General features: G+C 62.9%; 26 protein-coding genes. 9 read left to right on the top strand and 17 right to left on the bottom strand.

Translation table 11 applies throughout. The features are described from left to right. Positions 1-2 precede the first annotated feature (2 nt). From ACSSNI_RS16110 to ACSSNI_RS16095, 4 genes are read left to right on the top strand one after another with little or no spacing between them, the layout of a single operon-like run. Positions 3-584 (top strand): hypothetical protein, encoded by a 582-nt coding sequence (locus tag ACSSNI_RS16110; RefSeq protein ID WP_200640739.1) that lies wholly within the window; start codon positions 3-5, stop codon positions 582-584. 57 nt (positions 585-641) lie between these two features. Continuing rightward, positions 642-1,703 carry a COX15/CtaA family protein gene (locus ACSSNI_RS16105; RefSeq protein ID WP_200640352.1) on the top strand — a complete coding sequence of 354 codons (1,062 nt, stop codon included), beginning with the start codon at positions 642-644 and terminating at the stop codon, positions 1,701-1,703. A 10-nt stretch (positions 1,704-1,713) separates the two neighbouring features. Continuing rightward, a complete protein-coding gene (gene cyoE / locus ACSSNI_RS16100) occupies positions 1,714-2,613 on the top strand; it encodes a heme o synthase (protein ID WP_102837206.1) in 900 nt (299 codons plus the stop codon). Between the two features lie 20 nt (positions 2,614-2,633). Further along, on the top strand, positions 2,634-3,266 hold the full coding sequence (locus ACSSNI_RS16095) for an SCO family protein (protein WP_159969399.1): 633 nt from the start codon (positions 2,634-2,636) through the stop codon (positions 3,264-3,266). 134 nt (positions 3,267-3,400) lie between these two features. Here the strand turns inward: ACSSNI_RS16095 and ACSSNI_RS16090 are convergent, their stop codons facing one another. From ACSSNI_RS16090 to ACSSNI_RS16080, 3 genes are read right to left on the bottom strand one after another with little or no spacing between them, the layout of a single operon-like run. After that, positions 3,401-4,174 (bottom strand): MetQ/NlpA family ABC transporter substrate-binding protein, encoded by a 774-nt coding sequence (locus ACSSNI_RS16090; RefSeq protein ID WP_200640354.1) that lies wholly within the window; start codon positions 4,172-4,174, stop codon positions 3,401-3,403. Positions 4,175-4,217: 43 nt separating this feature from the next. Then, the gene (locus ACSSNI_RS16085; RefSeq protein ID WP_045422780.1) at positions 4,218-4,895 is read right to left on the bottom strand and encodes a methionine ABC transporter permease; all 678 of its coding nucleotides are present in this window, start codon (positions 4,893-4,895) and stop codon (positions 4,218-4,220) included. Further along, complete coding sequence (locus tag ACSSNI_RS16080) at positions 4,895-5,914, bottom strand: methionine ABC transporter ATP-binding protein (protein ID WP_200640357.1); 1,020 nt, start codon at positions 5,912-5,914, stop codon at positions 4,895-4,897. Before ACSSNI_RS16080 ends, ACSSNI_RS16085 begins: the two co-directional genes overlap by 1 nt. Positions 5,915-6,173: 259 nt before the next feature. Between ACSSNI_RS16080 and katE the strand changes: the two genes are divergently transcribed. Further along, positions 6,174-8,318 carry a catalase HPII gene (gene katE / locus ACSSNI_RS16075; RefSeq protein WP_200640359.1) on the top strand — a complete coding sequence of 715 codons (2,145 nt, stop codon included), beginning with the start codon at positions 6,174-6,176 and terminating at the stop codon, positions 8,316-8,318. Positions 8,319-8,400: 82 nt separating this feature from the next. Here the strand turns inward: katE and ACSSNI_RS16070 are convergent, their stop codons facing one another. The 4 genes from ACSSNI_RS16070 to zur are packed head-to-tail and all read right to left on the bottom strand — an operon-like array spanning position 8,401 to position 10,934. Continuing rightward, positions 8,401-8,892 carry a M48 family metallopeptidase gene (locus ACSSNI_RS16070; protein ID WP_200640360.1) on the bottom strand — a complete coding sequence of 164 codons (492 nt, stop codon included), beginning with the start codon at positions 8,890-8,892 and terminating at the stop codon, positions 8,401-8,403. A 4-nt stretch (positions 8,893-8,896) separates the two neighbouring features. Then, a complete protein-coding gene (znuB, locus tag ACSSNI_RS16065; protein WP_200640361.1) occupies positions 8,897-9,682 on the bottom strand; it encodes a zinc ABC transporter permease subunit ZnuB in 786 nt (261 codons plus the stop codon). Continuing rightward, positions 9,682-10,452: a zinc ABC transporter ATP-binding protein ZnuC gene (gene znuC / locus ACSSNI_RS16060; RefSeq protein ID WP_200640362.1), complete on the bottom strand. Its 771-nt coding sequence runs from the start codon at positions 10,450-10,452 to the stop codon at positions 9,682-9,684. Before znuC ends, znuB begins: the two co-directional genes overlap by 1 nt. After that, entirely contained in the window at positions 10,449-10,934 is a 486-nt protein-coding gene (zur, locus tag ACSSNI_RS16055; protein ID WP_200640363.1) for a zinc uptake transcriptional repressor Zur, read from the bottom strand. Before zur ends, znuC begins: the two co-directional genes overlap by 4 nt. Positions 10,935-10,999: 65 nt before the next feature. Between zur and ACSSNI_RS16050 the strand changes: the two genes are divergently transcribed. The 3 genes from ACSSNI_RS16050 to ACSSNI_RS16040 all read left to right on the top strand — a co-directional run bounded on the left by ACSSNI_RS16050 (position 11,000) and on the right by ACSSNI_RS16040 (position 15,092). Beyond that, positions 11,000-12,043, top strand: a complete 1,044-nt coding sequence (locus ACSSNI_RS16050; protein WP_200640368.1) for a zinc ABC transporter substrate-binding protein — start codon at positions 11,000-11,002, stop codon at positions 12,041-12,043. Positions 12,044-12,195: 152 nt separating this feature from the next. Beyond that, entirely contained in the window at positions 12,196-14,346 is a 2,151-nt protein-coding gene (locus ACSSNI_RS16045; RefSeq protein ID WP_200640372.1) for an adenosylcobalamin-dependent ribonucleoside-diphosphate reductase, read from the top strand. 50 nt (positions 14,347-14,396) lie between these two features. After that, positions 14,397-15,092: a TSCPD domain-containing protein gene (locus tag ACSSNI_RS16040; RefSeq protein WP_200640374.1), complete on the top strand. Its 696-nt coding sequence runs from the start codon at positions 14,397-14,399 to the stop codon at positions 15,090-15,092. Positions 15,093-15,146: 54 nt separating this feature from the next. Here the strand turns inward: ACSSNI_RS16040 and ppnN are convergent, their stop codons facing one another. From ppnN to ACSSNI_RS16025, 3 genes are all read right to left on the bottom strand, one after another. Next, the gene (gene ppnN / locus ACSSNI_RS16035) at positions 15,147-16,520 is read right to left on the bottom strand and encodes a nucleotide 5'-monophosphate nucleosidase PpnN (RefSeq protein ID WP_148925803.1); all 1,374 of its coding nucleotides are present in this window, start codon (positions 16,518-16,520) and stop codon (positions 15,147-15,149) included. 399 nt (positions 16,521-16,919) lie between these two features. Continuing rightward, positions 16,920-17,870, bottom strand: a complete 951-nt coding sequence (locus tag ACSSNI_RS16030; RefSeq protein ID WP_200640376.1) for a homoserine kinase — start codon at positions 17,868-17,870, stop codon at positions 16,920-16,922. Positions 17,871-17,899: 29 nt separating this feature from the next. Further along, positions 17,900-18,181 (bottom strand): DUF2782 domain-containing protein, encoded by a 282-nt coding sequence (locus ACSSNI_RS16025; RefSeq protein ID WP_102837193.1) that lies wholly within the window; start codon positions 18,179-18,181, stop codon positions 17,900-17,902. Between the two features lie 76 nt (positions 18,182-18,257). Here ACSSNI_RS16025 and polA point away from each other — a divergent pair, with 76 nt between their 5' ends. Next, positions 18,258-21,002, top strand: a complete 2,745-nt coding sequence (gene polA, locus ACSSNI_RS16020; protein ID WP_448259641.1) for a DNA polymerase I — start codon at positions 18,258-18,260, stop codon at positions 21,000-21,002. A 508-nt stretch (positions 21,003-21,510) separates the two neighbouring features. On the opposite strand, the gene ACSSNI_RS16015 is transcribed toward polA, so the two are convergent. The 7 genes from ACSSNI_RS16015 to ACSSNI_RS15985 all read right to left on the bottom strand — a co-directional run bounded on the left by ACSSNI_RS16015 (position 21,511) and on the right by ACSSNI_RS15985 (position 26,814). After that, a complete protein-coding gene (locus ACSSNI_RS16015) occupies positions 21,511-23,430 on the bottom strand; it encodes a DUF7844 domain-containing protein (RefSeq protein WP_200640380.1) in 1,920 nt (639 codons plus the stop codon). Between the two features lie 44 nt (positions 23,431-23,474). Next, positions 23,475-23,795, bottom strand: coding sequence for a DUF2388 domain-containing protein (locus ACSSNI_RS16010; RefSeq protein ID WP_102837190.1), 321 nt, complete (start codon positions 23,793-23,795; stop codon positions 23,475-23,477). Beyond that, positions 23,792-24,115: a DUF2388 domain-containing protein gene (locus ACSSNI_RS16005; RefSeq protein WP_200640381.1), complete on the bottom strand. Its 324-nt coding sequence runs from the start codon at positions 24,113-24,115 to the stop codon at positions 23,792-23,794. Before ACSSNI_RS16005 ends, ACSSNI_RS16010 begins: the two co-directional genes overlap by 4 nt. Positions 24,116-24,201: 86 nt before the next feature. Beyond that, positions 24,202-24,519: a DUF2388 domain-containing protein gene (locus ACSSNI_RS16000; RefSeq protein WP_102837259.1), complete on the bottom strand. Its 318-nt coding sequence runs from the start codon at positions 24,517-24,519 to the stop codon at positions 24,202-24,204. Positions 24,520-24,622: 103 nt separating this feature from the next. Then, entirely contained in the window at positions 24,623-24,826 is a 204-nt protein-coding gene (locus tag ACSSNI_RS15995; protein ID WP_148925808.1) for a DUF1127 domain-containing protein, read from the bottom strand. A 219-nt stretch (positions 24,827-25,045) separates the two neighbouring features. Then, positions 25,046-26,497, bottom strand: coding sequence for an NAD(P)(+) transhydrogenase (Re/Si-specific) subunit beta (locus ACSSNI_RS15990; protein ID WP_148925809.1), 1,452 nt, complete (start codon positions 26,495-26,497; stop codon positions 25,046-25,048). Continuing rightward, positions 26,494-26,814 (bottom strand): NAD(P) transhydrogenase subunit alpha part 2, encoded by a 321-nt coding sequence (locus ACSSNI_RS15985; RefSeq protein WP_102837186.1) that lies wholly within the window; start codon positions 26,812-26,814, stop codon positions 26,494-26,496. The genes ACSSNI_RS15990 and ACSSNI_RS15985 overlap by 4 nt, the downstream gene beginning before the upstream one ends. Between the last annotated feature and the right edge of the window lie 13 nt (positions 26,815-26,827).

Below are 26,827 nucleotides of genomic sequence, written 5' to 3'. Positions count from 1 at the left end.
CGATGAATCCGACCTTCAAGGCTGCACCGGCACAACGGCGCCGGGGACGTTTGCAATTGCTGCTGATCCTTGCGGTGGTGATCGGCCCCATGCTGCTGGCGAGCGCCATGTACCGCTTCGGTTTCTGGGTGCCCGAAACCCGTACCTACGACGGTGCGCTGGTTGCCACCGGCCAGGGCCGCGATGCTCTGGGTGTCACCGCGCCGGTGGCTGCCGAGCCGCGCTGGGAATTGCTGGTCACCGCACCGCAGGGTTGCGCTGAAGACTGTCAGCAGCTGGTCTACCTGGCCCGCCAGATCAACATCGGCCTGGCCCGCGAAGCAGGCCGGGCCAGCCATGCCCTCGCCAGTGCGCAGCCCTTGGCTGCCGACTACGACCAGCGCCTGCAACGAGAGTATCCCCAGTTGCAGCGCTACGCCCTGAACCCGGACGTATACGGCGCCAATCCTGATTTACCGCAGGGTGCGCAGCTGTGGATCGTCGATCCCCACGGCAATCTGGTGCTGCGTTATGACGGCAAGGCCAACGGAAAGTCGATCCTCGATGACCTCAAACACCTGCTGAAAATCTCCCAGATCGGTTGATCCAAGGCACTCAGCCGCCTCGCTGGAGTCCCAAAGAGGTCGCTCAAGGAGAAGCAGATGGCAAAACCCGGCTACCGCCTCGCCTTTGTCGCCACGCTATTGGCTGTCGTGGTGGTGTTGCTCGGCGCCTATACACGGCTGACTCATGCCGGCCTCGGTTGCCCGGACTGGCCCGGCTGCTACGGCTTTCTGGGCGTACCCATGAGCGAAGACAAGCAGAGCCTCGCGGCGATGCGCTTCCCCGATGCGCCGCTGGAGGTGCACAAGGGCTGGAACGAAATGGTGCATCGCTACTTCGCCGGTGCGCTGGGGCTGGTCATTCTCGGGCTTGCGGTGCAGGCGCTACGCCGCCGCAACGAGCCGGGACAGCCGCTCAAACTTCCCTTGCTGTTGCTCGCGGTCGTCATCGCCCAGGCGGCATTCGGCATGTGGACGGTGACCCTGCAGCTCTGGCCGCAGGTGGTCACGGCGCATCTGCTAGGCGGCTTCACCACCTTGAGCCTCTTGTTTCTGCTGACGCTGCGCCTGTCCGGCCGGAGGCCGGCGATGCCGAGCGTGCCGGGCAGGCTCAGAACCTTCGCGCTGATCGGCATGCTCGCGGTGATCGTCCAGGTCGCGCTGGGCGGCTGGGTCAGCAGCAATTACGCGGCGGTGGCCTGCACCGATTTCCCCACCTGCCATGGCCAGTGGTGGCCGCAGATGGATTTCGCCAACGCCTTCAACCTGACCCATCACGATATCGGCCCCAACTACCTCGGCGGCATGCTCTATGGCGAGGCGCGTACCGCCATTCACCTGACTCATCGGCTGGGCGCGCTCAGCGTGACGCTGATCCTGCTGGCGCTCTGCTGGCAGCTCTTGCGCCACGGATTGCCGCGGCTGGCCGGCCTGCTTGTGGCCTCGTTGGCGCTGCAGATCGGGCTCGGCATCAGCAATGTGCTGCTCAATCTGCCATTGGCCGTTGCGGTCGCTCACAACGGCGGCGGTGCGCTGCTGCTGCTGGTCACCGTGCTGATCAACCATCGCTTGCGGCTTAGCCCGACAACTGCGGGCGTTCCGGCGTCCCAGTTGCATTTGAATTCGAACACGACGAGCAGGCTCGACCTGCCTCGCGCATAAGGAGAATCCCATGGCCACTCTCATCAGCGAACGCGGCGCCCAGGCCATCTGGCGCGACTACCTCGAGCTGACAAAGCCCAGGGTGGTTGTCCTGATGCTCATCACTTCATTGGTGGGCATGTTTCTCGCTACACGCTCGGGTGTGCCCTGGACAGTTCTGTTGTTTGGCAACCTGGGCATCGCGCTCTGTGCCGGTGGCGCGGCGGCAATCAACCATGTGGTGGACCGGCGCATCGACCTGGAAATGGCGCGCACCCATAAGCGGCCGTTGGCACAAGGCCGGGTCGCGCCGGCCGCTGCGTTGCTGTTTGCCCTGGTGCTCAGTGTTGCCGGGATGGCCCTGCTGCTGACCTTTACCAATGCGCTAGCGGCCTGGCTGACGCTGGCCTCGCTGATCGGTTATGCGGTGATCTATACCGGCTTTCTTAAGCGCGCCACGCCGCAAAACATCGTTATTGGCGGGTTGGCCGGCGCTGCGCCGCCGCTGCTGGGCTGGGTCGCGGTGACTGGTCAGGTGACGGCCGAACCGCTGTTGCTGGTGCTGATCATCTTCGCCTGGACCCCGCCGCACTTCTGGGCCCTGGCCATCCACCGCAAGGATGAGTACGCCAAGGTCAACGTGCCGATGCTGCCTGTGACCCACGGCGAGCACTACACCAAGGTGCACATCCTGCTCTATACCGCGATGTTGCTGGCGGTCAGCGTCATGCCCTTTGCCATTCACATGAGTGGCCCGCTGTACCTCGCTGCCGCTGTGCTGCTGGGCGCACGCTTCCTGTTCTGGACGGTCGTGCTCTATCGCGACAGCCGCCCACATGCCGCCATCAAGACCTTCAAATTCAGCATCTGGTACTTGTTCGCGCTGTTCATCGCCTTGCTGGTTGATCATTATTTGCCGCTGACCTTTTAAGCCAGCCGACAAGGACCTTCATGACACGCATCCAGAAAACTGTATTCATTCTCGTGGCGCTGGTTGCGCTGGTCATCGGCCTGACGGTTTACAAGGTGCTCAACACCGAACAGCAGCTCGACACCGCCGATCTGCTCGATGCCGGTATCGTCATGCTGCCCCAGGGCCGTGACGTGCCTGACTTGACGCTGACCAATCAGAACGGCGAGCCCGTGTCGATGAAGAGCCTTGAAGGACGCTGGAATCTACTGTTCTTCGGCTACACCTTCTGCCCGGATATCTGCCCGGCCACCCTGGCTGAGCTGCGTCAGCTGCGCGGCCAGCTACCGGAAGCGGCACGGCAGCGAATGCAGCCGATCCTGGTCAGTGTCGACCCCGAGCGTGACACGCCCGCGCAGTTGAAAAAGTACCTGGAGTATTTCGGAGCCGAGTTCATCGGCCTGACCGGCTCGCTGGACGACATTCAGACTTTGGCCAACGCTGCCGGTGTGCCCTTCATTCCGGCCGACACCTCGAAGGACAACTACACGGTCGACCACGGCGGCAACCTCGCCCTGATCGGCCCCGACGGCCGCCTGCGCGGATTCGTCCGTGCGCCGCTGCGTACCGAAAAGCTGGCCGAGCAGCTGCCGGCAGTGCTGGCGCTGGAGTAACCGTTCACCGCAGCTCATCTGCGGTTAAGCGTCGCCCCAATGTGCCGCTATCAGAAACAACAAGGCCCGCACGTGGCGGGCCTGTCTCAAGTGCAAACGGGGCGGCGCTGTACGCCGCTCCTCTTCCGTCGCGCTTAGAACGCCGGTACGACGGCGCCCTTGTACTTCTCATTGATGAACTGCTTCACCTCTTCGCTGTGCAGCGCTTCGATCAGCTTCTGCATGGCGGCGCTGTCCTTGTTGTCCGGGCGGGCAACCAAGATGTTCACGTATGGCGAGTCGTTGCCTTCGATGAACAGGGCGTCTTCGGTGGGGTTGAGCTTGGCTTCGAGGGCGTAGTTGGTGTTGATCAGCGCCAGGTCGACCTGGGTCAGCACGCGCGGAAGAGTCGCGGCTTCCAGCTCACGAATCTTGATGTTCTTCGGGTTCTCGGCAATGTCCTTTGGCGTGGCAGTGATCCCGGCGCCGTCCTTCAGCGTGATCACGCCGGCCTTCTGCAGCAGCAGCAGGGCACGGCCGCCGTTGGTGGCGTCGTTGGGGATCACGACGGTCGCGCCTTTGGGCAGCTCGTCCAGCGACTTGTGCTTGCTCGAGTAAGCGCCGAAGGGCTCGATGTGTACGCCAGCCACACTGACCAGTTCGGTGCCCTTGCCCTTGTTGAACTCATCCAGGTACGGCTGGTGCTGGAAGAAGTTGGCGTCCAGGCGCTTCTCGGACACCTGAATGTTCGGCTGCACGTAGTCGGTGAAGACCTTCACCTCTAGGTCGACGCCCTGTTTGGCCAGCTGAGGTTTGACGAACTCGAGGATTTCCGCGTGTGGAACGGCCGTAGCGGCGACGTTCAGTTCGTCGGCAGCTTGGGCGGAGAAGGCCGCGACAGCGGCAAAGGCAGCAAGCAGTTTTTTCATGGAGGGTTCCTTGTGGGTTCCAGTATCGGTGCCGGTTAGGCAGTTATTTTCTTGAAAAATGCGTTACCAACTTGTCACCGACGCTCTGCAGTACCTGAACCAGGACCAGCAGCAGCACCACGGTGACGACCATGACGTCGGTCTGGAAACGTTGATAGCCGAAGCGGATGGCCAGGTCGCCGAGCCCGCCCGCACCTACCACGCCGGCCATGGCGGTGTAGGACACCAGGGTGATGGCGGTGACGGTCACGGCGGCAATGATGCCCGGACGAGCCTCCGGCAACAGGGCATTGAAGATGATCTGCCGGGTAGTGGCGCCCATGGCCTGGGTGGCCTCGATGATGCCCCGATCGACCTCGCGCAGCGCGGTTTCCACCAGTCGCGCAAAGAACGGCGCCGCGCCCACCACCAGCGGCGGGATCGCCCCGGCCACCCCCAGCGAGGTGCCGGTAACCAGCACCGTGAAGGGGATCATCACGATCAGCAGAATGATGAACGGCAACGAGCGCAGCACGTTCACCACAAAGGACAGAAAGCCGTACAGCGGGCCGTTCTCGAACAGTTGGCGCGGGCCGGTGAGAAACAGCAGCACGCCCAGCGGCAGGCCGAGGATGATGGTGAACAGCAGCGATCCGCCGAGCATCAGCAAGGTGTCCAGGGTCGCCAGCCAGATCTCGTACCAGTCGACATTCCCCAATAAAGAGCTGAACAAGGCGTCCATCAGCGCAGTACCTCCACGTGAACGTCAGCGGCATCCAGCTGGGCCAGGGCCGCGGCCATGTCGCCGCCCACCAGGGCCAGGGTCAGCTGGCCGTAGGGCGTGTCCTTGATACGGTCGATGCGCCCCGAGAGGATGCTGAAATCCACACCGGTTTCCCGTGCGACCGTGCCGAGCAGCGGTTTGTAGGTGGCATCACCCTGAAAGGTCAGGCGCAGTATGCGGCCGGGCACATGGGCGAAATCGTCGTGCTGCTCACCTTCGTCGACCGCTTCGTCTTCAAGCACGAAGCGTTGGGTGGTGGGGTGTTTGGGATGCAGGAACACCTCGGTGACCGGCCCTTGTTCGACGATGGCGCCGCCATCCATTACCGCAACGCGGTCGCAGACGCGGCGAATCACGTCCATCTCGTGGGTGATCAACACGATGGTCAGCTTCAGCTCGGCATTGATCTCGGCGAGCAACTGCAGCACCGAGGCGGTGGTCTGCGGATCGAGGGCACTGGTGGCTTCGTCGCAGAGCAGGATGTCCGGCTCGGTGGCGAGGGCACGGGCAATACCAACGCGCTGCTTCTGCCCGCCCGACAACTGCGCCGGATATTTGCGCGCCTGGTCTTTCAGCCCGACGCGTTCGAGCAGGGCGGCTACGCGGCTGTCGATCTCGCTGCGGGAATGGTTGCCGGCCAGCCGCAGTGGCATGGCAACGTTGTCGGCGACGGTTTTGGACATCAGCAGATTGAAATGCTGGAAGATCATCCCGACCCGCTGACGGAAACGGCGTAGGCCATTGGCGTCGAGTGCGGTGACGTCTTCTCCGTTGACCAGGATGCGCCCACCAGACGGTTCTTCCAGACGGTTGATCAGGCGCAGCAGGGTGCTCTTGCCGGCGCCGGAGTGGCCGATCAGGCCGAACACTTCACCGGCACCGATGGTCAGTTCGGTCGGCTTGAGCGCAGGCACTTCACGAGCGGTGCCCCGGCCGGCCACCCGATAGGTTTTGTGGACTTGCTGAAATTCGATCACGGGCGAACCTTGTGGGTGCGGTCGTATGTGCCTGGGTAGTGGCGAAAGGCGTGCATTCTACGCGTTTGCGGCACCTGGGCGTAGGGAACAGCTGCGATTGAGGTAAGCCATCGGTGCGATAGCGGGAGCTAATCGACGTAAGGCGCAACCTTGAGAGGCTTTATAGGGTCACTAACCGGTATGCCGTGAATTGATGCATCCGGCCCAGATCGGCCAGGTCCCTTCGCGGTTAGGCACATACGCTCAACCGAGGCCCAAGATGACGGACAACAAAGATCCAAAACACAGCGAAGTTGCCGGTACTGACACCGTCGACCGCAAGAACCACAACGCCAAGCTCGATCAGCTCGAGGGCGCACGCAGCGACGCCACCGGTGAAGCGTTGACCACCAACCAGGGCGTGAAAATCGCTGATAACCAGAACACTTTGAGTGCCGGTGAACGCGGCCCCTCGCTGCTCGAAGACTTCATCATGCGCGAGAAGCTCACGCACTTCGACCACGAGCGCATTCCCGAGCGCATCGTGCACGCCCGTGGTTCGGCTGCCCATGGCGTGTTCGTCAGCTACGACGACCACAGCGCCCTGACCAAGGCGTCTTTTCTCGCGAGCAAGGGCAAGGAGACGCCGGTATTCACGCGTTTCTCCACCGTACAGGGCTCGCGTGGCTCCGCTGATACCGTGCGCGATGTGCGCGGTTTCGCCACTAAGTTCTACACCGACGAAGGCATTTTCGACCTGGTCGGCAACAACATGCCGGTGTTCTTTATTCAGGACGCCATCAAATTTCCCGACTTTGTCCACGCGGTGAAGCCCGAGCCGCACAATGAAATCCCACAGGGGCAGTCGGCGCATGACAGCTTCTGGGATTTCGTCTCGCTGACGCCGGAGTCGGCGCACATGGTCATCTGGGCCATGTCCGACCGCGGCATCCCGCGCAGCCTGCGCGCCATGGAAGGCTTCGGCGTGCACACCTTCCGCCTGGTCAATGCCGAAGGCACCAGCCGCTTCGTCAAATTCCACTGGAAGCCCGTCGCCGGTGCCTTCTCGCTGGTCTGGGATGAGACGCTGAAGCTGGCCGGCAAGGACCCGGACTTCAACCGCCGTGACATGTGGGAGTCCATCGAAATGGGTGACTACTTCGAGTGGGAGCTCGGCGTGCAGGTGGTGGAAGAGGCCGACGAGCACAAGTTCGACTTCGACCTGCTCGACCCGACCAAGATCATCCCCGAAGAGTTGGTGCCGGTGCAGAAGCTCGGCAAGATGACCCTCAACCGCAACCCCGACAACTTCTTTGCCGAGACCGAGCAGGCCGCCTTCCATATCGGCCATATCGTCCCGGGCATCGATTTCAGCAACGATCCGTTGCTGCAGGGCCGGCTGTTCTCTTACACCGATACTCAGCTGCTGCGCCTGGGCGGGCCGAACTTCCACGAGATTCCGATCAACCGTTCCATTGCGCCGGTGCACAACAACCAGCGTGATGCCTTCCACCGTCAGACGATCAACAAGGGCCGCGCCAACTACGAGCCCAACTCCGTCGACAGCGGCTGGCCGAAAGAAACCCCGCCAGCTGCCAGCGGTGGTGGCTTCGAGAGCTATCCAGAGCGCATGGAAGGTCACAAGGTACGGGCGCGCAGCCCATCGTTCGGTGATCACTTCTCCCAGGCCACGCTGTTCTGGAACAGCATGAGCGCGCCAGAGAAGGAGCACATCATCGGCGCCTACAGCTTCGAGCTGGGTAAGGTCGAGCGGGTGTTCATCCGTGAGCGTCAGGTCAACGAGATCCTTGCCAATATCGATCTTGAGCTGGCGCGCCGGGTGGCCGAGAACATCGGCGTAACGCCGCCGACGGCGCCGACAATGTCCCTGAAACAGCCGACACCGGCCAGTTCGCCGGCGCTGAGCCTGCTCAATCACCTGTCAGGCAATATCAAGTCGCGCAAGGTAGCGATCCTCATCGCCAATGGCGTCGACGGTGATGCCATCGAGGCGTTCAAGCAGAAGCTGGCTGACGAAGGGGCGATGGCCAAGTTGATCGGTCCGTCACCGGCGCCGGTCAAGACGGCCGATGGCAAGATGCTCACGCCTGACGCGGCGATGGACGGCATGCCTTCGATTGCCTTCGACGCGGTGTTCGTGCCCGGTGGCGCGCAGAGCGTGCAGGCCATGGCCAAGAACGGCGTGGCCAAGCATTACCTGCTCGAAGCCTACAAGCACCTCAAGCCAATTGCCGTACTGGGCGAGGCGCGGCAGCTGCTCACGGCGCTGAATCTGCCGGAAGATGCCGGTCTGGTCACCGGTGACTCCGGCGATGTTGCGACGGTGTTCTCGGCCTTTGCTCAGGCGCTCTCGCAGCACCGTGTCTGGGCGCGCGAGGCGGCTGCGGAGCAAGTGCCAGCCTGATCGCAATAGCGTGAAAAAAAGGCGGCTCGGTTGATCCCGGGCCGCCTTTTTTGCGTCTGGAGGATGGGTGTCGGCCGTGCTGTCAGCTCAGCTCACGCCAGTGCAGGTAGCAGCGCAGGTCAAACTCGGTCTGCGCGTAACCCGGCATCATGTGCTCGCAGAGCTTGTAGAAGGCGCGGTTGTGATCACTCTCGCGTAAATGCGCCAGCTCGTGCACGACGATCATCTGGAGGAATTCCGGTGCCGCTTCCTTGAACAGCGCGGCGACACGGATTTCCTTTTTGGCCTTGAGCTTGCCGCCTTGCACCCGCGACACCGCGGTGTGCAGACCGAGGGCGCGGTGGGTCAGGTCTAGGCGATTGTCGTAGAGCACCTTGTCGATGTTCGGCGCGCTTTTCAGATGGCTCTGGCGCAGCTGCTGCACATAGCCGTACAGCGCCTTGTCGCTTTGTACCTGGTGGCGTTGCGGGTAGCGGCGCTCGAGGTAGTCGCCCAAGCGTCCTTCGGCGATCAGCTGGCGGATCTGCTGCTGCAGCGACTCGGGGTAGCCGCTCAGGTATTTCAGAGGCGTCATCCGATCAGGACCTGCGCCGCCAGGCAAAGCTGAGCAGGAACAGCGCCGCGGCCGACACCACGATGGATGGGCCGGCGGGGGTGTCCTCGTACCAAGACAATGACAAGCCCATGCAGACGGCGAACAGCCCGATCAGACTGGCCCCCAGGGCCATTTGTTCCGGCGTGCGGGCATGGCGCTGGGCCGCCGCGGCCGGGATGATCAGCAGCGAAGTGATCAGCAGCACACCGACAATCTTCATCGCCACGGCAATCACCATCGCAATCAACAGCATCAGGGCCAGGCGGATGGCCGCCACCGGCAGGCCTTCGACCTTGGCCAGCTCCTCGTGCACCGTCACCGCCAACAGGGGCCGCCACAGCGGGATGAGCGCCAGCAGCACCAGCGCACTGCCACCGACGATCCAGGCCAGGTCGGTGGGACTGACCGCCAGCAGATCGCCGAACAGATAGCCCATTAGGTCGATGCGAACATCCTGCATAAAGCTCAGCGACACCAGTCCGAGCGACAGCGTGCTATGGGCGAGGATGCCCAGCAGCGTGTCGGAGGCCAGTGGCTGGCGCTGTTGCAGGGTCACCAGCAGCACCGCCAGCAGCACGCAGCAGACGATGACCGCCAGGGTCAGGTTGACCTCCAGCATCAAGCCCAGCGCAACGCCAAGCAGCGCGGAATGCGACAGGGTGTCACCGAAATAGGCCATGCGCCGCCAGACCACAAACGAGCCAAGCGGGCCGGCGACCAGCGCCAGCGCGAGGCCGGCGAGCAGGGCGTTGAGAAGAAAGTCAGGCATCAGTGCTTGCAGTTCGGGCCGTGAATATGGGGTTTGGCGGTAACCACGCTGCCGTGCAGGTCGTGGCTGTGGTCGTGCTGATGGTGATAGACGGCCAGGCTGCGCGCGTCCTGGCCGAACAGTTCGACGAACGCCGGGTCAGCGCTGACCTGTTCCGGATGACCGGAGCAGCAGACGTGGCGATTCAGGCAGACCACCTGATCGGTGGCGCTCATTACCAGATGCAGGTCATGGGAGACCATCAATACGCCGCAACCGTAGCGCTCGCGCAGCCGCCCGATCAGTCGGTAGAGCTCGGCCTGGCCGGCCACATCGACACCTTGCACCGGCTCGTCCAGCACCAGCAGCTCCGGCTCACGCAGCAGCGCACGGGCCAGCAGCACCCGTTGCATCTCGCCGCCGGAAACCGATTGCAGCGGACTGTCGATGACATGCTCGGCGCCCACCTCCTTGAGTGCCGCCAGTGCCGCGGCGCGGTCCACACCCGGCACCAGGCGCAGGAAGCGCAGCACTGACAGCGGCAGGGTGGGGTCGACGTTCAGCTTCTGCGGCATATAGCCGACGCGCAGCTTGGGTTTGCGCCAGACCGTGCCGCTGTCCGGCTTGAGCAGACCGAGCACGGCACGCACCAGGGTGGTCTTGCCGGCGCCGTTGGGGCCGATCAGGGTGACGATTTCGCCACGATGGACCTGCAGCTGAGCGCCTTCGAGCACCGCCTGGTTGGCGAAGCGGACATGAATATCGTCCAGGCGGATCAGCGTTTCGTTCATGCCGCGTTCCTGCAGGATGCGCATAGGCCGACCACCTCGACCGTCTGGCCTTCGACCTGGAAGCCGACGCTGCGCGCGGCCTGGTCGATGGCCTCGCTGATGGCAGGTTGTTCGAGCTCAATGGCGGTGTGGCAGTTGCGGCAGATCAGAAACTGGCCTTGGTGCGGGTGCTCGGGGTGATTGCAGCCAATGAACGCGTTGAGCGAAGCGATGCGGTGCACCAGGCCGTTCTCGAGCAGAAAATCCAGCGCGCGGTATACCGTGGGCGGCGCGGCGCGGCGGCCGTCCTGCGCCGTCAGCTCGGCGAGGATGTCGTAGGCGCCGAGCGGCTTGTGGCTTTGCCAGACCAGCTCCAGCACGCGCTTGCGCAGAGCGGTCAGGCGCACGCCCGAGCGCTCGCACAGGAGGTCGGCTTCGGCCAGTGCATGGCTGACGCAGTGGTGGTGGTCGTGGGGCGTGCAGGCCAGCGGAGACTTGGGCATGAGCGAAGACGATGTGGCTGAGAGACGTTATTATGTTACCCATTCAGTTCAATCGAGTGTTGCCCGTGTTTCGTCTTTTTTCGATACCGCTTCTAGTGACCGCCAGTCTTTTCAGCAGCGCCCAGGCCCATGCTGAAATCGAGGTGCTGACCAGCATCAAGCCGCTGCAGCTGATCGCTGCTGCCGTTCAGGACGGCGTTGGCAAGCCCGCCGTTCTGCTGCCGCCGGGTGCCTCGCCTCACCATTACGCGATGCGACCGTCCGACGTACGGCAGCTTCGCAGCGCCGACCTGTTCTACTGGATCGGTCCGGACATGGAAGGCTTTCTCGCGCCGGTGCTGGAGGGCCGCAAACGGCCGAGCGTGGCGATACAGTCGCTGCCCGGATTGACCCTGCGCCATTTCGGCGAGGCAGCCAGCGAGCACGACCATGATCACGATGCCCACGACGAGCATGCACATGATGCGCACGACGATGAGCACGCCGAGCATTCAGAACAGGCCCATGATGAGCATGACGACCACGCTCATGAAGCCACTCACGCTCAGGCCGCTGACCACGACGAACACGACCACGCCCATCGTCCCGGCAGCCTGGACGCGCACCTCTGGTTGTTGCCTGCCAACGCGGTAACCATCGCCGAAGGCATGGCGCAGGACATGGCAGAGGCTGATCCGGCCAACGCCGAGCGCTACCGAGCCAACCTGTCCGCATTCAAGCAGCGGCTGGATGCGCTCGATAAGCGGCTCAGCCAGCGCCTGAGCGAAACCCGAAGCAAGCCGTTCTTCGTCTTTCACGAGGCCTTCGATTATTTCGAAGCCGCTTATGGGCTTAAACACGCTGGCGTCTTCAGTGCCGGCGGCGAAGCCCAGCCCGGCGCGAGGCATGTGGCCGCCATGCGTGAGCGCTTGGAGCAGGCCGGTCCGAGCTGCGTGTTCTACGAGCCTCCGGTTCGTCCGCGTCTGGCGGATAGCCTGATCCGTGGATTGCCAGTGAAGGTCACCGAGCTGGACGCGCTGGGTTATGGCATCGGCGCCTCGGCGGGCGGCTACGAACAGTTGATCGAGGATCTCGGCAGCTCGCTGGCGGAATGCCTGGAATCGCTCTGACCCTCAGCTCGCAGCGCCCAAAGGCCTCGCGCCGGCGGGCGCCTTTGCGGGTCGTCCGTCGGCCGACTTGATGCGCGTCATAGTGCTTCTGGCGCCCGTGGCTATGCTTCGTGCTTTGGTTTCCACTCCATCGACACGAGGATGCGCAGCGCATGGCGAAGACGGACGGGCCCATCGCGGCAGAGACGAAAACCACCCCTGACATAGCCCTGCAGGTGGCCTCCGAAGACATCTGGGCGCAGAAATACCGGCTAACCCGCAAAGATGGCAGCGCCGTCGACGACAGCGTCGACGACACCTGGCAGCGGGTCGCGCGGGCACTCGCTGATGTCGAACATGCGGAAACCCGCGAGCTCTGGTATCAGCAATTTCTCTGGGCGCTGCGCAATGGCGCCATCCCCGCCGGGCGGATCATCTCCAACGCTGGCGCGCAGGACTACAAACCGGCCACCTCGACGATCAACTGCACCGTTTCCGGCACCATTGCCGACTCGATGGACGACATTCTCGGCAAAGTCCATGAGGCTGGCCTGACGCTCAAGGCCGGCTGCGGCATCGGTTACGAATTCAGCACCCTGCGCCCGCGCGGCTCCTTTGTGTCCGGCGCTGGCGCGCATACCAGCGGCCCGCTGTCGTTCATGGATATCTTCGACAAGATGTGCTTTACCGTCAGCTCTGCCGGCGGGCGCCGGGGTGCGCAAATGGGCACCTTTGATGTCGGTCATCCGGACGTGCGCGAATTCATCCGCGCCAAACGCGAAGACGGCCGGCTGCGGCAATTCAACCTCAGCTTGCTGATCACCGACGAATTCATGCAGGCGGTAGAAGCCGACGCGGATTGGCCGTTGATCTTTCCGCTGCACCTGAAGGAAGAAGCCGAGCTGGATCTGGCCGACGCCGAGCAGGTGCTGTGGCGCGAATGGCCGAGCCATGACGGCTACATCGTGCGCGACGACGGACTGGTGGCCTGCAAGATCTACGGGCGAGTCAAGGCGCGACATCTGTGGGACATGATCATGGTCTCCACCTACGATTACGCCGAGCCGGGCTTCATCCTCATCGACCGGGTCAACCAGCTGAACAACAACTGGTGGTGCGAAGCGATCCGCGCCACCAACCCTTGCGGCGAGCAGCCGCTGCCGCCCTATGGCTCCTGCCTGCTGGGCTCGATCAACCTCACCCATTTCGTCATCGACCCTTTCGGCGCCGACGCGCGCTTCGACTGGGACAAATACCGTGAAGTGGTACGTGTGTTCACCCGCATGCTGGACAACGTGGTGGAGATCAACGGCCTGCCGCTGGCGCAGCAGCGTCACGAAATCGAGAGCAAGCGCCGCCACGGCATGGGTTTCCTCGGGCTCGGCTCGGCACTGACCTTGCTCAAGTTGCGCTATGGCAGCGCCGAAGCCTGCGTGTTCACCGAAGAGGTCACGCGGGAGATGGCGCTGGTTGGCTGGGAAGTGGCGTTGGATCTGTCCAAGGAAAAGGGGCCGGCGCCGCTGCTCGCGGAAACTTTTGAAGTGACCGCTGAAATGCTGCGCAAGCGCCCGGAAATGGCCAAGAACGGTTACCAGATCGGCGACCAGGTGCCGGGGCGCGTGCTGCACGCCAAATACTCCCGTTACATGCAGAAGCTCGCCGAATACGCGCCGGAGCTGATCGAGGCACTGGCCGAGCAGGGCGCGCGCTTCACCCACCACAGCTCCATCGCGCCCACTGGCACCATCAGCCTGAGTCTGGCCAACAACGCCTCAAACGGCATCGAGCCAAGCTTCGCGCATCATTACTCGCGCAACCTGATCCGCGCCGGGCGCAAGGCCAAGGAAAAGATCGAGGTGTTCAGCTACGAATTGCTGGCCTATCGCACGCTGATCAATTCGCGCGCCAAACCGGGTTCGACCGAGGCGGGCGAGCAACTGCCGGAGTATTTCATCACCGCCGACGACGTCACCCCGACGCAGCACGTGGATATCCAGGCCGCAGCGCAAAAGTGGGTCGACTCGTCGATTTCCAAGACCGCCAACGTGCCCACCGACTATCCGTTCGAGGCCTTCAAGGACATCTACCGCTACGCCTGGCGCCAGGGCCTCAAGGGCTGCACCACCTTCCGCTTCAATCCAGCGGCGTTCCAGGGCGTGCTGGTCAAGGAGGCCGATTTGGAAAAGACCCTGTACCGCTTCATTCTCGAAGACGGCAGCGTGGTCGAGCTGAAAGGCAACGAAGAGGTCGAATATGACGGGGAAGTCAATTCCGCCGCCAACCTGTTCGACGCCCTCAAAGAAGGCTACTACGGCAAATATTGAGCCCCGACTGATAGCCGGGCGGCACCTGTCGTCCGGATGGAGAACCCGCAATGACCGTAAAGATCACTCAGCGCATCAAGGGCTTCAAGGTCGTCGACGAGACCCTCGAGCGGCCTGCCGTCACCGCTGACCAACCCACCGCCAAGACCAACGTGGTGGAGATGGATGAGAGCCTGCAGCGCCCGGAAACCCTGGTCGGCATGACCTACAAGATCAAGTCACCGCTGTTCGAACATGCGCTCTACGTCACCGTCAACGACGTCGTGCTCAATGCCGGCACGCCCCATGAGCAGCGCCGGCCGTTCGAGATTTTCATTAATTCGAAAAACATGGACCACTTCCAGTGGATCGTCGCGCTCACCCGAATCATGTCCGCGGTGTTCCGCAAGGGCGGTGATTGCACCTTTCTCGTCGAGGAGCTGAAAGCGGTGTTCGATCCGCGTGGCGGCTACCTGAAGAAAGGCGGCGTCTATATGCCGTCCATCGTGGCGGAGATCGGCGGGGTACTGGAGCGCCACCTGATCCATATCGGCATGCTCGAAGGGCATGCGCTGGACGAAACCCAGCTCAAGTATCTGGCGGAAAAGCGCGCCGCCTACGAGGCCAGCCAGGGTGCGGTCACGGTGGAGCCGGGCGAAGGATTTCCAGCCGGCGCGCAGCTGTGCAGCAAGTGCAACACCCAGGCGGTGGTGCAGATGGATGGCTGCGCCACCTGCCTGAATTGCGGCAATTCAAAGTGCGGCTAAGCCGCTAGGATCGAGCCGGCAGGCGGGGTGCGCCCATCGGCTCAATCCATCTCATCAGGTTACGACGCGGTAGCAGGGCTCGTACGGCCGGCCGCCGGGCAGTTTCATCCGATGCTGTTCGACGAACGCCTGCAACAGCGCGTCCAGCGGCTTCATGATCGACTGGTCGCCGTGTATCTCGTAGCGGCCGAACTGCTCGATACGGCGAATGCCCTTGTCCTTGACGTTGCCCGCGACGATCCCGGAGAAGGCGCGGCGCAGGTTCGCTGCCAGCAGGTGGGGCGGCACGTCGCGCGTCAGCTGCAGGCTGGCCATGTTCTCGTGAGTCGGATCGAAGGGGTGCTGGAAGCCATCCTCGATCTTCAGCAGCCAGTTGAAATGGAAGGCATCGTTGCGCTCACGACGGAACTGTTTGACGGCTTTCAGCCCCTCGGACATCTGCCGGGCCACCTCAGTCGGGTTGTCGATGATGATCTGGTAGAGCCCCTGGGCTTTCTCCCCGAGCGTGGCACCGACGAATTCGCGAATCTGCTCAAGATAGGGCGCAGCGCTTTCGGGGCCGGTAAGAATGACCGGGAACGGAACGTCGCGGTTGTCCGGGTGCAGCAGGATGCCCAGCAGGTAGAGGAATTCCTCTGCCGTACCGACCCCGCCGGGGAAAATGATGATGCCGTGGCCGACACGGACGAAGGCTTCCAGGCGCTTTTCGATATCCGGCAGGATCACCAGCTCGTTGACGATCGGGTTTGGTGCCTCGGCGGCGATGATGCCCGGCTCGGTCAGGCCCAGATACCGGCCGCCGACGATGCGTTGCTTGGCATGGGCGATGGTTGCGCCCTTCATCGGGCCCTTCATCACGCCAGGGCCGCAGCCGGTGCAGATGTTCAGGTTGCGCAGGCCCAGCTCGTGGCCGACACGCTTGCTGTACTTGTACTCCTCAGTGCTGATCGAGTGCCCGCCCCAGCACACCACCATGTTGGGCTCGACGCCGGGACGCAGGGTGCGGGCGTTGCGCAGCAAGTGGAAGACGTAATCGGTGATGCCCTGGGAACTGCTCAGGTCGATGCGCGGGCTGCCCAGCTCGCTTTCGGTGTAGACGATGTCGCGCAGCGCGCTGAAGAGCATTTCGCGGGTGCTGGCGATCATCTCGCCGTCGACGAAGGCATCGGCCGGTGCGTTGAGCAATTCCAGGCGTACGCCGCGATCCTGCTGATGGATGCGAACTTCGAAGTCGTCGTAGGCCTCGAGGATGGTCTTGGCGTTATCGATGCGCGTGCCGGTATTGAGGATCGCCAGGGCGCACTGGCGGAACAGCGTGTAAGTGCTGCCACAACCGGCTTCGCTCAGTTGCTGGACTTCTCGTTGGGACAGTGTCTCCAGGCTACCTTTCGGGCTAACCGAGGCATTGATTACATAGCGTGAGGTCATGCTTGTTTTCCCTGAAAGCAATGCGGCCTGGCCGGGACGGGCAGGTGCATCAGGATGTTGAGCGCCGCGGCCTGGGGCAGCGACATATCGAAAGGGCCGTCCGAACGGGCATTGCGCGACTGGGCAGGGATGCTACCGGGCGCAGCGGCTAAACCCGTCGTTGTACGCTGCTTGCTGGGGCTGACGCTATCAATGCAGGCGCAACGGTGCGGCTGGACGGGCAGTACTTGACGTTCAAACGGTGAAAACGTTCCTGAAAGTCCCTCCCGGGGCGTGGCTCTGCTCATGCGTACATCCCGTACGGTCGTAGGTGTCAGGAGTTTTGACAGCGAGCATGGCTGTTTGATTGCACACGGAGCAAATGGTTTTTCCGCCGCGGCCTTCAGGTTGCAGCGGGCCTCAAAAGGCAAACGGCAGGGCGCTGTGGCATCGCTGGCGAACTTGCAGCAGCCGACCGAATTCGTCCGGATCCTTGATCAGAACCGATTGCCCCGCGAACCGCTGGGCGGCGATCAGGCGCGACAGCCAGAACCGCACGCAGGCCACGCGCAGCATCGGTCGCCACAGTTCGGCCTCTGCCGGGGTGAAGCGGCGCAGGCTGGAGTAGGCGGCAAGCAGCGCCTGGCTGCGCTCCTCGTCGAGTTCGCCGTTGGGGTGCGAGCACCAGTCGTTCACGGCGATCGCAAGATCGTAGAGCATCGGCCCCGAGCAGGCGTTGTAGAAGTCGATCACGCCGGTCAGGTGGTTACCATCGAAGAGCACGTTGTCACGAAACAGGTCGGCATGCAGGTTGGCCCGCGGCAGGGCCAGAATCTTTGGGTTCAGCTCGGCGATTTCTGCCAGGCCGTCGCGTAGCAACGGCAGCTGATCCTCACCGAGAGACAGTCCCAGGCTTGGGCCTTCCTGCTGCATCCAGTCCAGGCCGCGGTCGCTGCGGCGTTCCAATATCTGCTCGCGGGTGGCCAGATGCAGCCGCGCCAGCATCCGACCGACCTCCGTGCAGTGGTGCCGATTGGGCGCGGTGATGTGCTTTCCCGACAGCCTGGGCTGCAGCAGCGCCGGCTTCTCGGCCAGTGAACGCAAGGCGTCGCCGCGATCCGTACGCAGCGCATAGGGCACCGGCAGACCGGCGCGATGCAGCACATCGAGCAGTTCGATGAAGAACGGCAGGTCCTGGCTCGGGCCGCGTTCGATCAGCGTCAGAACGTACTCTCCCCGCTCCAGGCTGACGAAGAAGTTGCTGTTCTCGCTGCCGGCGGCGATGCCCTCGAAGTCACGCAGGCGCCCCAGCCCGTAAGGCGCCAGAAAGGCTTCGAGTTCTTCGCGTTGCAGGGGCGTGAAAACCGACATGAATGACTTCCGTTAGTGTCTAGGCTGGGCTACCAGCTGAAGATTTCCCAGGCCGGGATCAGCATGTCCGGGCGGTCGGCGCGGATGAAGTTACTGTCGCCATCGGCACGGACCAAGAAGTACGGCTTGCCGGTCTTGGGCGTGATCTTCACCGCATAGAGGAAGCCGTTGACGCGATACTCCTCGACCGTACGGTCGCCGTCTTGGCGAATCGTGACGTCAGGCTCGCCATCGACCGATTCCTGGGCGAAACCGCTCAGCGGCATCATTGCCAGCAGCCCGGCCAGCAGCAAAGGTTTGAATGTGCGCATGATAACCTTGTCCCTTTGTCGTCAAGTGGTCCTGTGCATTCTAGCTGCGGACCCGTCGAAAAGGTTGATCCTGCTCATGAGCCAAGCGCCCCTCGTTCTGGTGGACGGTTCGTCCTACCTCTACCGCGCCTTCCACGCCCTGCCTCCGCTGACCACCTCTACCGGCAAGCCCACCGGCGCCGTGAAGGGCGTGCTGAACATGCTGTTGTCGTTGCGTCGGCAGTATCCGGACAGCCCCTTCGCGGTGGTTTTCGACGCCAAGGGCCCGACCTTCCGAGACACGCTGTTCGCTGAATACAAGTCCCATCGTCCACCGATGCCCGACGACCTGCGTGGCCAGGTCGAGCCGCTGCATGCCAGTGTGCGTGCGCTGGGTATGCCACTGCTGTGCGTTGAAGGCGTCGAGGCGGACGACGTGATTGGAACACTGGCGCGGCAGTGTGCCGCGCTCAAGCGCGACGTGGTCATCTCCACTGGCGACAAGGACATGGCCCAGCTGGTCTGCCCGCATGTCACCCTGGTCAACACCATGACCGGTAGCGTCTATGACATCGAAGGCGTGAAGAACAAGTTCGGCGTCGGCCCGGATCTGATCATCGACTTCCTCGCGCTGATGGGCGACAAAGTCGACAACATCCCCGGTGTGCCCGGGGTTGGCGAGAAGACCGCGTGCGGCCTGCTCAACGGCATCGAAGGCGGCATCAAAGGCCTCTATGACAATCTCGACAAGGTCTCTGGCCTGCCGATCCGCGGCGCCAAGTCGCTGGCCGCCAAGCTTGAAGAACATCGCGACGCGGCGTTCATGTCCTATGAGCTGGCCACGATCAAGATCGACGTACCGCTGGATGTTCAGGTCGGCGATCTGATGCCGGGCGAGCCGCACCGTGAGGCATTGATTGCGCTGTACCGCGAGCTGGAGTTCAAGAACTGGCTCGACGATTTGCTACGTGAGGCCAAGGCCGCCGGTGAAGACTGCGAGGTGCAGCCCGAGGGTTGCTCGATCCAGGCTGAAGCCGAATACCGCACCCTTTTCGATCAGGCCGAATTCGATGCCTGGCTTGCACGGCTGAAGGCTGCGGATTGCTTCGCTTTCGACACCGAAACTACCAGTATCGATGCACAGAAGGCGCAGCTGGTCGGCGTCTCCTTCGCCATTGAAGCAGGCCAGGCTGCCTACGTGCCGCTCGGCCACAGCTACATGGGCGTGCCGCAGCAGCTTGATCGTGACGCGGTGCTGGCCGCGCTCAAGCCGCTGCTCGAAGACCCGAGCAAGCGCAAGATCTGCCAGCACGGCAAGTACGACATGAACGTGCTGATGCATTACGGCATCGAGATGCGCGGCATGACCTTCGACACCATGCTCGAATCCTATGTGCTCGACGCCACGGCCACGCGCCATGACATGGACAGCCTGGCCCTCAAGTACCTCGGCCGCGGCACCATCCGGTTCGAAGACATCGCCGGCAAGGGCGCCAAACAGCTGACCTTCGATCAGATTGCCGTCGAGCAGGCTGGTCCCTATGCTGCCGAAGACGCCGATGTCACTCTGCGCCTGCATCAGACCCTGATGAACAAGCTGGAGGCCACGCCTTCGCTGCTCAAGGTCCTGAACGAGATCGAGATGCCACTGGTGCCGGTGCTGGCGCGCATCGAGCGCAACGGCGCGCTGGTCGACGCCAACCTGCTCGGACTGCAGAGCGTCGAGCTGGGCAACAAACTGGTCGAGCTGGAGCGTGAGGCCTTCGACATCGCGGGTGAAGAGTTCAACCTCGGCTCGCCCAAGCAGCTCTGCGCGATCCTCTATGACAAGCTCGGCTGCCCGGTGCTGTCGAAGACCGCAGGCGGTCAGCCGTCTACCGCCGAAAGCGTGCTGGCCGAGCTGGCTGAAAAGGATTACCCCCTGCCGAAGGTGATCATGCAGCACCGTAGCCTGAGCAAGCTCAAGGGCACCTACACCGACAAGCTGCCGCAGCAGATCAATCCGCGCACCGGCCGCATCCACACCAGCTACCACCAGGCCGTGACAGCGACCGGGCGCTTGTCGTCGTCCGACCCGAATCTGCAGAACATTCCGATCCGTACGGCCGAGGGCCGGCGTATCCGCCAGGCCTTCGTCGCGGCGCCGGGCTACAAGCTGCTGGCAGCCGACTACTCGCAAATCGAACTGCGGATCATGGCACACCTGGCCCAGGATGCCGGCCTCTTGCACGCGTTCCAGAATGACCTGGACGTGCACCGCGCCACGGCGGCGGAAGTGTTTGGCGTCGAACTGGATCAGGTCACCAACGATCAACGCCGTAGCGCCAAGGCGATCAATTTCGGCCTGATCTACGGCATGAGCGCTTTCGGCCTGGCCAAGCAGATCGACGTCGGTCGCGGCGAGGCGCAGGCCTACATCGACCGCTATTTTGCTCGCTACCCTGGCGTGCTCGCCTACATGGAGCGCACGCGCACGCAAGCGGCGGAGCAGGGCTTCGTGGAAACGCTGTTTGGCCGTCGGCTGTACTTGCCGGAGATCAATTCGAAGAACGGCGCCATGCGCAAAGGCGCCGAGCGCACCGCCATCAACGCACCCATGCAGGGCACCGCGGCGGACATCATCAAACGCGCCATGATCGCCGTGGATAACTGGCTGCAGGAGAGCGGCCTAGATGCGCGCGTGATCCTGCAGGTCCACGATGAACTGGTGGTGGAGGTTCGTGAGGATCTGGTCGAACAGGTGCGCGCGCAGATCCTTCCGTTGATGAGCGGGGCCGCTGAGCTGGATGTGCCGCTGCTGGTCGAAGCCGGGGTGGGCAACAACTGGGACGAGGCGCACTAAGAACAGGCACCAGCGGGCTGCGCTGGAGACTGTCTTGCCGGGGCGCCGCTGCATCAGTAGCTGAAGGCAGTCGCGCTGCACGTTATGGGTGCAGGCGAAGACGTTTGACGAAACTGTCTTGAGCTGAATGCCCCGTCTTAGAGCGGCTAAGCTCCGTTATGGAAATATTTTCCTTTCGGCATTGAACTCATGGATAGAAAGCTCGGTCATAGGCTACGAAGGGTGTAAAAGCCCTTCGATGCTCCTTGTTGTGTTAAGTGTTGGCAGATCTCTGGATACGCCTCTGGCGTTCCGGATTTAAACCTCGAACTTCCCCCTCCCCCAACGAAGTTCGAGGTTTTTTTTCGCCTCGAGAAAAGTGCCGGTACGCTGCAGGCGGTTGCTCCAACGCTCACGGCTCCAGGCGCGCCCAATGGTCATGTCGCCCTGCCGCACTGCTCTTATACGGGCGAGGGGCACCCAGTTCTTGCTCGCGATCATGGGCGTTGCGCGCCGCCGGATAGTTATGTCAAGGCAACTGCAGTCCGCCTCCGGCCCTGTGCAGCTTGCGAAGATGTTGGCCGATTTGCGCCAGGTTGGCTTCGACGCCCTCAAGCTCCAGCCGCCGCTCTTCGCCGAGTAACAGCCGCACCTCGGCGTTCAGCGCATCGGTGAGCTGGTTGAGGCGAGCCTGACGTTGGCTGCTTTCAGATTCCAGGCGTTGCCATTCGCTGGCCTGCGGCAAACCATAACCGTTGCCGTCGAGCAATTGCGCCGGCTGACTGAGATAGCCGCTGTTGGCAAGAATGCCCTGCAGGGTTTCGTCCGCCTTGGCCAGGCTTTGATCGTCTTGTTGCCTTCCGCTCAGGTAGCGGTTCTTCAGTTCTTCCTGAGCCAACAGCAGGTGGCGGCGCAGTGCGGCCTGCTCCACCAACAGTAGCGCCGCGCTGGCTCGCAGGTCGGCCTGCTCGATCCAGGGGCGTCGTGCTTCAGCGCTTAGTTCCAGCCAGGCTTGCACATCGGTTTGCGGCAGACCCAGGCGTTCGCGAAGCACGGCGAACATGGCCTGGTAACGATCACGGTAGGAATCGAAGCGATACCCCAGGCGCAATGCCTCCTGTGGCTCGTCGATCACGCTGGCGTCGGCCAGGCCGCGATTGATCAGTATTTCCAGAAGCCCGCTGGGCAGGATGCTGTCGAGGGCGGCGAGTTCGGGGCGGGCGGTACCGCTGCGCAGCAGCTTGAGGGTTTCGACCGCGCAGTTATTCGACAGGAAGTAATAGTCGCCGTCGTAGCTCCAGTGCATTTCGGCGCTGCGTATCACCAGGTTTTCGATCTCCTCGCGCTGCAGCTTCAGGGGAATTGAGGCGAGGCTGCGCAGTTCGACCTTGGTGTACTCATCAATCACCTGGCCCAGCGGCAGGACGAACAGGCGAGAAGGATAGACGCCAGTGAGTCCGTCCCAGCTCGACAGCTGTACATCGCCGACGAATGCGCGAAAAGACAGCACCAGGTGATGGTCCAGATCCAGGCGGCAGTCCGGCCCGCGCGGGCGGCCTGGCGCGCAGATCACCAGGCGCAGCATGCTGTGGCCCCAGCGGCTGACCCATGCGTCGTTGGCCTCGGCGAACAGATAGTCAACGGCGTAGACGCGCTCGGGGTCGAGCTCGATCAGCGGGGTGCGCGCGAAGTCATGCCCGGCGTTGAGGATCGGCAAGGCGCTTTTGCAGGCTTCGACCCCGGCTGGCTGCCAGCCGAAATGCTGGCTGAAATAGTGATGCAGCAAAGGGCGACGGCAGGCGTAGCGGGGGTCGAGGAGAAAGTACTCCAGGTTCACCGCTACGAATTCCAGCGGGCTGCTCAGCTCGTAGGCATCGGGGCTGCGTGCCTGCTGGGCATTGTCTTGTTCGCGTGCGCCGCGCTGGCCAACGCGTTGTGGCCAGCCGGCCAGATCGAGCAGGCGCGGGTCGTCGCTGAGGGTGAAGCGGCGCTCGGTCTGCCCGCGGCAGCTGTCCGGCAAGCCGACCAGGCCGAGACTGCTGGCGCGCTGTCCACAGAAAGCCTGCTGTCGATGGATTTCCGGCGACCAGAGCTGGGCGCGGTCATAGAGATGAGCCACTTCGTGAATAAGCGTCGCCAGCATTTCCTGACGCACCGTGCCGTGCGGCCGCTCGGTGCGTTGAGCGGCTGCGCTGCCATCGGTGAGTGTCGGCAGCAGGCGCCGGTTGAGCAGCAGCAGGTTGCCTCCGGCGCTGCCATAGACATCGTGGGTCAGTCCGTCATGCCAGCGGACGCGGACATCTCGGTCGAGACGCTCGAGCATTCGCGGCGGCAACGCGGCCAGCGCTTCGTCCAGCAATTGCTGACTGGCGGCGCGTTCGGCCGGTTGCAGCTCGGCACTATCAAGCGCTAGGCGCAGCTCGGCCTGGCACAGATTAGCGAAAGGCATGACAAGGGTGAGCGCAACGCCCAGCCACCGGGCCCGAGATGATTTCACTGAGCGAGGATGGCTTCGGCCAAGGCGAGGTCACTGGCCTGCTGGGCTGCCGGGAAGGCATCACGTAAGCGACCGAGGGCTGCTTCCAGTCGCGCGCCGCGTATTTCACCGCCGCTGGCAACAAAGCCGGCCGCCTCGTCGCGGGCTTCGCCGACAACTTTCATGTCGCTGATGCGGCTGGTCACGTCGGAGGTGAAGTTGATGCTGCGGTCCAAGGCGTTGACGACGATATTGCTGGTAGCCACCAGCGTCTGCGCCTGAACACCGCCGGCGAAAAGGGCCAGGGCGAAAGATGCGGCGATCAGCTTGAAGTTCATGATCTGTCTCGGGGGAGCGGGGTCGATGGTTGGACGAGAATTGCCTCGGCCAGTTCAAGGTCACCGGCCAGTAGCTGCGGTTGCCGCTCGCGCAGCCAGCGCAGTGCAGCGTCCAGGCGAGCGCCTCGGATCTGTCCTTGAGTCGCAACGAACCCGGCCGCATCGTCGCGAGCGTCGAGTATCAGCTTGTTGTCGAAAGGGGCGCTGGTCACCTGGCTGGCAACGTAACTGGAGGCGACGGTGCCAGCGAGGGTGGTGTCGAAGGCCTGGGCGCCACCGCAGAAGCAGCAGCTGGCAAGTGCTAGATAGAGCGAACGCATGCAAATCCTGGAGCCAGAGAAACAGCCGCCAAGGCTAGCTAAACGCCAGCCCCAGAACCAGCACTGCGCTTAATCGGTCGTGCGTGTCAGAGCGCCAGAATCGCCCCGGCCAGTTGCAGATCGCTGGCGTGCAGGGTTGGGGCCTGGGTGCGGATGTGTTTCAGCGCTGCTTCCAGGTGAGCGCCGCGCGCCTCGCCATTGCTGGCGACGAAACGCGCCGCATCGTCCTTGGCGTCGAGCACCAGCTTGTCGTCGCCCAGGTTCGAGGTGATATCGGAGGTGCCTTCGACGGTGTTGACCAGCGATGCGCCGATGGCATCGATGGTGCCGGTAATGCTTCCGGCTGAAGCGGTGCCCGCGACCAGGCAGGCCGCGGTGGCAACTGACAACAGATACTTGTTCATGGTGTTCTCCAGGCTAGACGCAATTTTTCGCCGTTACTCGCTATGACCTTTGGGCCAGCGTGCCGTTCAGCTTAAGGCCCGACGAGGCCGCCTGGAAGCGGCTTTATCCGCGCCAGAAGGGCTTGCTCAGCTCGTCCATCCGCTCGCTCTGGCTGATCCCGACATCAGCCAACTGACGCTCATCGAGCGCAGCCAGGTGCTGGCGGGTTCGTGCGCGTCGCTGCCACAGACGTAGCTGCTGCAATACCCGGTGCAGCGGCGGCAAGCCGATTGCTGTTTTTTGCCTCCAAGTCAGTACGCGCTCCATGAGCCGCTCCTTCCCGCAATTCACGGGGATGGGTTATGGGCAGATAGAGTCGCGTGCCGGGCTGTTGCGTAACAGCCACAGGGAATCTGAATTGTGCCGGTCCAGTTGTGCAAGCAGACCTACTGTACCGGTGCTTCAGGCACCGAATTGTTCGGTTGAGGGTGCATAAAAAACCCCTCGAGGCTGAGCCGCGAGGGGTTCTGGTGCAGCGGGTGTCGCTTATTCGACTGCTTTGACCATGTCCTCGACGACCTTCTTGGCATCACCGAAGACCATCATGGTCTTGTCCATGTAGAACAGTTCGTTATCCAGACCGGCATAGCCGCTGGCCATGGAGCGTTTGTTGACGATGACCGTCTTGGCTTTGTACGCCTCGAGGATCGGCATGCCGGCGATAGGCGATTTGGGATCGTTCTTCGCGGCCGGGTTGACCACGTCGTTGGCGCCAAGCACCAGCACCACGTCGGCCTGGCCGAACTCGGAGTTGATGTCGTCCATCTCGAAGACCATCTCGTACGGCACTTCGGCCTCGGCCAGCAGCACGTTCATGTGCCCGGGCATACGGCCGGCAACTGGGTGGATCGCATACTTCACGGTCACGCCCATGTGCGTCAGCTTCTCGGCCAGTTCCATCAGCGCATGCTGTGCACGTGCTACCGCCAGGCCATAGCCGGGAACGATGATCACGGTATCGGCGTTCGACAGCAGGAAGGCGGCGTCATCGCTGGAGCCGGATTTGACCGGACGCTGCTCCTGGCTGCCTTTTGCCGGGCCGGCATCGGCGTCGCCACCGAAGCCACCGAGAATGACGTTGAAGAACGAGCGGTTCATCGCCTTGCACATGATGTACGAGAGGATCGCACCGCTCGAGCCCACCAGCGAACCGGCAATAATCAGCATCGAGTTGTTCAGCGAGAAGCCGATACCGGCCGCCGCCCAGCCCGAGTAGCTGTTGAGCATCGATACAACCACCGGCATGTCCGCGCCACCGATGGGGATGATGATCAGCACGCCGATCACGAACGCCAGCGCCACGAGGATCAGGAACGCGGTGAAGTTGCCGCTGAAGGTGTAGATCAGGCCCAGCACCAGAATCGCCACGCCAACGGCGAGGTTGATCTTGTGCTGGTTGGGGAACGACACAGGCGCGCCCTGGAACAGGCGGAACTTGTACTTGCCCGACAGCTTGCCGAAGGCGATCACCGAACCGGAGAAGGTGATGGCGCCGATGGCTGCACCGAGGAACAGCTCCAAGCGATTACCAGCCGGGATCGGGTAGCCGATGGCCTGGACGATACCCAGCGATTGCGGCTCGAGCACGGCAGCGATGGCGATGAACACCGCGGCCAGGCCGATCATGCTGTGCATGAAGGCGACCAGTTCGGGCATCTTGGTCATCTCGACGCGCTTGGCCATCAGAGTGCCGATGGTGCCGCCGACCAGCAGGCCAAAGACGATGAAGCCCAGACCGCTCCAAGGGCTGGCGCTCTCGACCAGCTGCGCGCCCAGTTTGAACACCAGAAATACCGTGGTGACCACGGCGATGCCCATGCCGATCATGCCGAACAGGTTGCCGCGGCGCGAGGTGGTGGGGTGCGACAGGCCTTTCAACGCCTGGATGAAACTCACCGAGGCGACGAGGTAGAGCAGGGTAATCAGATTCATGCTCATGGCTTGACCTCCGCCTTGGCGCCTGCGCGCTCCTTCTTCTTGAACATTTCCAGCATGCGGCGAGTGACGAGGAAGCCACCGAAGACGTTGACCGCGGCCAGGGTCACGGCCAGGGTTCCCATCAGCTTGCCCATCGGGGTGACAGTCAGCGCGGCAGCGAGCATGGCACCGACGATGACGATCGCCGAGATGGCGTTGGTGACTGCCATCAGCGGCGTGTGCAGCGCGGGGGTGACGTTCCAGACCACGTGGTAGCCGACGTAGATCGCCAGCACAAAGATGATCAGGTTGTAGATGCCATCAGATATCAGGTCCATTCTTTCGGGCTCC

The sequence above is a fragment of the Stutzerimonas tianxiuensis genome, from assembly GCF_053470365.1.
The sequence above is the reverse complement of the archived record's forward strand: the minus strand, read 5'-3'. Positions and strand labels throughout refer to the sequence as shown.